Raw genomic sequence first — 6,451 nt, forward strand, 5'->3', positions numbered from 1 at the left:
GATGGCGGTGAGCGTGGCGCTGCGGGCCGTGGCGCACTACCTGCCGCAGCGGACGGTGAAGGTCGCGGAACTGCCGGAGCTGGCCGAACTGCCCGCCACCGAGGCGGAGACCTGCCTGGGGCTCGGCATCGACGAGATCCGCGCCGACGACCTGTCGGCCACCGAACTCGCGGCCGGTGCCGCCTCGCGCGCCCTGGCCGAGGCGGGTCTCAGCCCGGACGAACTCGACGCGCTGATCGTCATCGACGCGCGCTCGCCCGAGACCCTGATGAGTTCGGAGGCCACCCGGCTCCAGGCCCGGCTCGGCGCCCGCCGCGCGGTGACCTTCTCCGTGGGAGGCCTCGGCTGTGCCTCCATCAGCCCGGCGCTGCTCGCCGCACGCGGCCTCCTCGCCGCCGACGACTCCGTCGACAACGTCCTGATCGCCCACGGCAGCAAGCCCGCCACGCCGCGCCGCTACCGCCACCCGGTCACCGTGAGCGGTGACGGCGGCCAGGCCGTCCTGGTCTCCCGGCACGGGCCGCTGCGGCTGCTCGACGTGGTCCAGCGGACCAACGGCGCCTACTGGGACCTCTTCGCGGTCGACTACCGCGACCGCCCCTCCGCCGAGTGGCGCGAGGAGTGCGCGGACGTGCACGGCTACTCGTTCAAGCTGGCCATCGAGACCCGCAACCAGCTGCGCGAGCTGCACCGCACGCTGCTCGACCGCAACGGCATGCGCCCCGCCGACGTCGGCTGCCACCTCAGCCAGAACCTGTCACTGGGCTCCCTCCGCTTCACCGAGGAGACGCTCGGCGTGGAGCTGTCCGGGGTGTGCGCGGACAACCTGCGCCGCTACGGCCATCTCGGGCCGAGTGACGTGCTCCTGAACCTGATGTCGGCGATCGAATCGGGCGACCTGGCCGAGGGGCAGCGCGGGCTGCTGTACAACGTCAGCCCGGTGGCGGCCTGGAGCCTCCTGCTGGTCGAGCACGGAGACGGCGGCGGCACGTCGCACTACCTGTAGAGACCTACGGGGGTCTGGTGGCCCCCGTAGCACGGAGTTCGTGACACGAAGCTGGGGAAGGGGCACGGATGGGCACGGAGACCGGTCGGCCGCCGACGGCGGACGAGGTGAGCGGCGAGCTGTCGGCGTTCCTCGCCAAGGGGTCCGGACACGAGGTCGGACCCGACGACGACTACTTCGCCCTGGGCCTGGTCAACTCGCTCTTCGCCCTGGAGCTCGTCACGTTCGTGGAGTGGCGGTTCGGCCTGGAGGTCGGCGTGGAGGACCTCGAACTCGACCACTTCCGTACGGTGGTCCGGCTCACCGACTTCGTGCTGCGCAAGACGGCGGGCTGATGCGGGTGTCGACGGGGATTGCGGTTCTGCCGGACCTCGCCGCCCTGCGGGACGAGGCCGCGGCCTGGGATCTGCACGGCGGGGTGCCGGAGCGGACCGTACGGGACATGGCCGGCGCCGGACTGCTCGGCCTCGACGTGCCCCAGCGCTACGGAGGCGGCGGGGCCACCCCGCTGGAGCTGGGCGAACTGTGCGCTCGGCTCGGTTCCGTGTGCAGCGCGCTGCGCGGCCTGGTGACGGTGCAGGGCATGGTCGCGGCGACGCTGGCCCGCTGGGGCAGCGCGGCGCAACGTGCCGCGTGGCTGCCGCGGCTCGCCGCCGGGGAGCAGCTGGCCGGGTTCGCCGCCACCGAGCAGGAGGCGGGCAGCGATCTCTCGGCCGTGGGGACACGGATCAGCGTGGAGGGGGACACGGTCACGGTCAGCGGGGTCAAGCGGTGGGTCACCTTCGGTGAGCTGGCCACCGTCTGCCTGGTCCTCGGCCGCCTGGACGGCCGGCCCGCGACGGTCCTCGTCGAGACCGACCGGCCCGGCGTGACGCGCGAGCCGGTGAACGGCCAACTGGGCTTGCGGGCGGCCCGTATCGCGCACCTACGGTTCGACGCGGTACGGGTGCCGAAGGGCCATCTGGTGGCGCCCGCGGGCTTCGGTCTCTCGCACGTGGCGGCCACGGCCCTGGACCACGGCCGGTTCACGGTCGGCTGGGGCTGCGTCGGGATGGCCGAGGCGTGCCTCGGGGACGCCATCGCGCACACGGTGGCCAGGACCCAGGCCTCGGTGGCGCTGGCCGAGCACCAGGTGGTCCGCTCGGCGCTGGCGCGCGCGGCCGTGGAGACCGAGGCGGCGCGCGAGCTGTGCCGGGCCGCCGCCCGGCTGCGGGGCGAGCGGGACCCGGAGGCGATCTCCCGGACGGTGATGGCCAAGTACGCGGCGGCCCGCGCCGCCGCCTCCGTGAGCCGGCAGGCCGTGCAGCTGATGGGCTCGGCGGGGTGCGCCCCGGACAGCAGGGCCGGGCGGTTCTTCCGGGACGCCCAGGTGATGCGGATCATCGAGGGCTCCGACGAGGTGTCCGAACTGCACATCGCCGAGCACCTGTTGCGCGGGGCGGCGGGGACGACCCATGACGTACCGGCCGGCGAAGGGGGCCCTCGCCCATGAGTACCGCCACGAGCAAGGGCACGAACAAGGGCATGAGTACCGTCAAGTGCCTGGTGTGGGACCTGGACGACACGCTCTGGGACGGCGTCGTCCTGGAAGGCGACGACCCAGAGCCCGTGCCCGCCGCGGTCGCGACCCTGAACGCGCTGGACGAGCGCGGCATCCTGCACGCCGTCGCCAGCCGAGGAGAGCACGAAGTCGCCGCCGCGCATCTGCGGCGCCACGGCCTGGACGATCTTTTCACCGTCCTGGAAGTGGGCTGGGGCGCCAAGAGCGCGGCCGTCCGGCGCATCGCCGAGACCCTGGGCATCGGCCTGGACACCCTCGCCTTCGTGGACAACGACCCCGTGGAGCGCGCCGAGGTCGCGGCCGAGCTGCCCATGGTCCGCTGCTACCCGGCGGAGCTTGCCGGACAGCTCCCGGAGCGCGAGGAGTTCCGGCCGCCGTTCGTGACCGCCGAGTCCCGGCAGCGGCGGACGCTGTACCGCGTCGAGGCCGACCGGCGGGCCGCCCAGGACGACCACACGGGACCGGCGACGGACTTCCTCACCTCGCTCGACCTGACCTTGACCCTCCGCCCGGCCACCCCCGACGATCTGGCCAGGGCCCACGAACTGACCGTACGCACGCATCAGCTCAACACCACCGGCTGGAGCGCCGACATGGCGGAACTGCGCCGGCTCTGCGCGCGCGACGACCACGAGGTGCTGGTCGCGAGCCTCACCGACCGCTTCGGCCCGTACGGCACCGTCGGGCTCGCGATCAGCGAGACCGATGCCACCCGGAGCGTCCTGAAGCTGCTGTTGATGTCCTGCCGCGTGACGTCGCGGGGGGTCGGCGCGGTGCTGCTCGACCACCTGGTGCGGCGGGCTCTGGCGGCGGGCCGCCGCCCGATGGCCGAGTTCGTGCCGACCGAGGTGAACCGGATCATGCTGGTCACCCTGCGCTTCGCCGGTTTCGAGGTGGTGGACCGGGACGGGGACCGGCTGCTGCTCGAACAGCGCAACGAGCCGTCCGCGCGGACCGGACACGTACGGGTCGTCACGCCCTGAGCCCGGCCAGTGACCCCCAGCCCGAGCCAAGGAGGAGCCATGCGGGACGAGCAGCGGGAGAGGCCGACCGGAGTGGTCGGCGGCGGCACCATGGGATGCGGCATCGCACAGTGCCTGGCGGACGCCGGACACCGGGTCGTGGTGCTCGAACCGGACGCGGACGCACGGGAGTCGGGGCCACGGCGGCTGCGCGACGGCGCGCGCCTCGCGGGACTGCTGCGGCGGGCCCGCCGTACACCGGACGAGGTGGTGGCGGACGTCCGCTGGACGGACCGGTGGGAGGAGCTCGGCACCGCCTCGTTCGTGATCGAGGCGGGTCCGGAGCGGGTGCCGGTCAAGGAGGAGACGTTCGCTCTCCTGGAGGAGTGCTGCGCGCCGGACGCCGTGTTCGCGTCCTGCACGTCGGCGATCCCGATCGGCCATCTCGCGGCCCGCACGCGGCGCCCGGGCCAGGTGCTCGGCATGCACTTCATGAACCCCGCGCCGCTGAAGGAAGCGGTCGAGGTGATCCGCACGGACCAGACCTCCGAGGCGACGCTGGACCGGGCCACCGGACTCCTCGCCGGCATGGGCAAGAAGGGCCTGGTGGTCGCGGACGCGCCGGGGTTCGTCTCCAACCGGGTGCTGATGCTGACCGTCAACGAGGCGGCCACGGTCCTTGAGCAGGGCACGGCCGATGCCGTGACCGTCGACGCCGTCTTCCGGGAGTGTCTCGGCCATCCGATGGGCCCGCTGAAGACCGCGGACCTGATCGGCCTGGACACGATCGTCGACACCCTCGACGTGCTGCGCGCGTTCACGGGCGATGACCGCTTCACGCCGTGCGCGCTGCTCACCCGGCTGGTCCGGGAGGGGCGGCTGGGCCAGAAGAGCGGGGGCCGCGGCCTCCACGACCGCTGACCCGCGCTCCTGGACGGCCGGCATGAAAGCACGGCAGCAGAGAGGAGCCCGTCCCGCCGATTCCCCGGCGGGACGGGCTCCTCTCTGCTGTGCTGTTCCGGCTAGCTCTTGCCGTGCAGCTTGCGCAGGTAGTCGTAGGTGGACGGGAGGTTCGCGGCCAGTTCCTTCTGCTTGTCCTTGATCCCCGCGAAAACCGGGTCGGCCCGGTCCATCATGTCCGGCCGTGCCGCGAGGAGCGGCAGCGTGTGCTCCGGCATGTGGTTCAGGCCGGCGAAGATGCAGTAGTAGTTGCTGTTGTTCCAGAAGTTGCGGAACTCGGCGTCGAAGTTGCCGTAGTACGTGGTCTCGTCGGTGATGGGCATGTTGACCGGGAGACCCGCCCGGTACATCTCCATCTTCTCCTTGATGTCGTCGGCCAGTTCGAGCTCCTTGCAGGCCCTCCAGAACGCCGTGTCGTTGCGCGGCGCGAAGCTGAAGTGGGCCTGGAGGAAGTCCCGGGTGTCGTCGAACATCGTCTCGATCTCGGCGTTGAACCGGTTCTGGAGGATCGGGTCGAACCGCTTGTCCGGGAAGTGCTTCGCGAGCTGGTAGAGCGCCGCGTAGGTGAAGTAGATGCCGGTGGACTCCAGCGGCTCCAGGAAGCACGACGCCAGGCCGATGCTGACGCAGTTGCGCACCCAGGCGCGGCGGTTGCGGCCCACCCGGAACTTGATCTGGTTGAGCGGCTGCTTCTCCGGGTCGAGCCCCCACATCTTGCAGAACTCGAGGGTGGCGTCGTCCCGCGACTGGAAGCGGCTGGAGAACACGTACCCGGTGCCGAACCGGCCCAGCATGGGAATCTTCCACGCCCATCCCGACGACATGGCTATCGCGCCGGTGTACGGCTCGACGCCCTCCGCCTCGTCGTCGTGCTGGACGGCGGTGGCGACCGCGCTGTCGTTGAGCAGGTGGTCGCTCATGTCCAGGAACGGCTCACGCATCACGCCGTTGATGAGCAGCGCGCGGAAGCCCGAGCAGTCGATGAAGAGGTCGCCCTCGATGACCTTGCCGGTCTCGGTCTTCACACAGGTGATGTAGCCGCGCTCGTCCACGTCGGCGCCGGTCATCTTGTCCTGGATGTGGACCGCGCCCTGCTTCTGCACCGCGAACTTGCAGAGGAACTCCGCGACCAGGTTCGCGTCGAAGTGCCAGGCGTAGTTGGTCCACTTGGTGCCGTCCATGAACCGGGGCGACAGCTTCTGGTCCATGATCGGGGGCTCGCGGTAGCACGCGTAGTCGAACGGCTCCTCGGTCTGACCGGTGAGCGTCTTGTGCGTCCAGTGGTGCGAGATCGGCAGATTGTCCGAGTTCGCGAGCAGGCCGAACAGGTGGTAAAAGTGGTCCGACGACCCGTCGCCCATGGCGCGCGGGTTGGCCTCGCCCGTACCGGGAGTGCGCCAGTTGGTGAACTTGATGCCCATCTTGAAGCTGGCGTTGCACTCACGCATCCACTCTTCCTCGGTGAAGCCGAGGAAGTCGAAGAACGTCTTGTGCAGGTTCGGCACCGTCGCCTCGCCGACGCCGATCCGGCCCACCTGCGGCGCTTCGAGCACCGTGATGGACACGTCCGGTCCGAGCGCCTTGCCGAGGTACGAAGCGGACATCCACCCGGCCGTACCGCCACCGAGGATGACGACCCGCTTGATGCGATGATCCTCTACCACTGCTCAACCTTTCTGCACCGTCGTCCGGCGCCGGTTCGTTGTAGCTGTTCAGCTGAGGTGACGGTGCATCACGGCATCACTCGCCCACCTCGCCCCAGTCGCTCCCGACCTGTGGCCCGCCACGATTCGGTCGATCGCCAGAATGCGAGAACCGTCTTTTCCTGAGGCGTTCGCAGAATTTCTCACGGCGAGTTCTCGAGTGTCAACGAATCGAGAGCGATACCCCGTGCGAAAAGTTTGCGGCTTTCTATATTTCCACTTCAGGCCGGTGGTTCAGCGCTGCCCGCAGGGCCCGTCA

At 70.5% G+C, this 6,451-nt stretch carries 6 protein-coding genes; 5 read left to right on the forward strand and 1 reads right to left on the reverse strand.

What is annotated here, in order from left to right; genetic code table 11:
- Position 1: 1 nt before the first annotated feature.
- From QBL25_RS35260 to QBL25_RS35280, 5 genes are all read left to right on the forward strand, one after another.
- A complete protein-coding gene (locus QBL25_RS35260; protein WP_409061005.1) occupies positions 2–1,006 on the forward strand; it encodes a 3-oxoacyl-[acyl-carrier-protein] synthase III C-terminal domain-containing protein in 1,005 nt (334 codons plus the stop codon).
- Positions 1,007–1,074: 68 nt separating this feature from the next.
- Positions 1,075–1,341, forward strand: a complete 267-nt coding sequence (locus QBL25_RS35265) for an acyl carrier protein (protein ID WP_409061006.1) — start codon at positions 1,075–1,077, stop codon at positions 1,339–1,341.
- Positions 1,341–2,498 carry an acyl-CoA dehydrogenase family protein gene (locus QBL25_RS35270; protein ID WP_409061007.1) on the forward strand — a complete coding sequence of 386 codons (1,158 nt, stop codon included), beginning with the start codon at positions 1,341–1,343 and terminating at the stop codon, positions 2,496–2,498. Before QBL25_RS35265 ends, QBL25_RS35270 begins: the two co-directional genes overlap by 1 nt.
- A complete protein-coding gene (locus QBL25_RS35275; RefSeq protein WP_409061008.1) occupies positions 2,495–3,550 on the forward strand; it encodes an HAD-IIIC family phosphatase in 1,056 nt (351 codons plus the stop codon). The genes QBL25_RS35270 and QBL25_RS35275 overlap by 4 nt, the downstream gene beginning before the upstream one ends.
- A gap of 39 nt (positions 3,551–3,589) precedes the next feature.
- Entirely contained in the window at positions 3,590–4,450 is an 861-nt protein-coding gene (locus tag QBL25_RS35280; protein ID WP_409061009.1) for a 3-hydroxyacyl-CoA dehydrogenase family protein, read from the forward strand.
- A 101-nt stretch (positions 4,451–4,551) separates the two neighbouring features.
- On the opposite strand, the gene QBL25_RS35285 is transcribed toward QBL25_RS35280, so the two are convergent.
- On the reverse strand, positions 4,552–6,093 hold the full coding sequence (locus QBL25_RS35285; RefSeq protein WP_409062892.1) for a tryptophan halogenase family protein: 1,542 nt from the start codon (positions 6,091–6,093) through the stop codon (positions 4,552–4,554).
- Positions 6,094–6,451 lie beyond the last annotated feature (358 nt).

The organism is Streptomyces sp. SYP-A7185, from assembly GCF_046103685.1.
Taxonomy (GTDB): Bacteria; Actinomycetota; Actinomycetes; order Streptomycetales; family Streptomycetaceae; genus Streptomyces.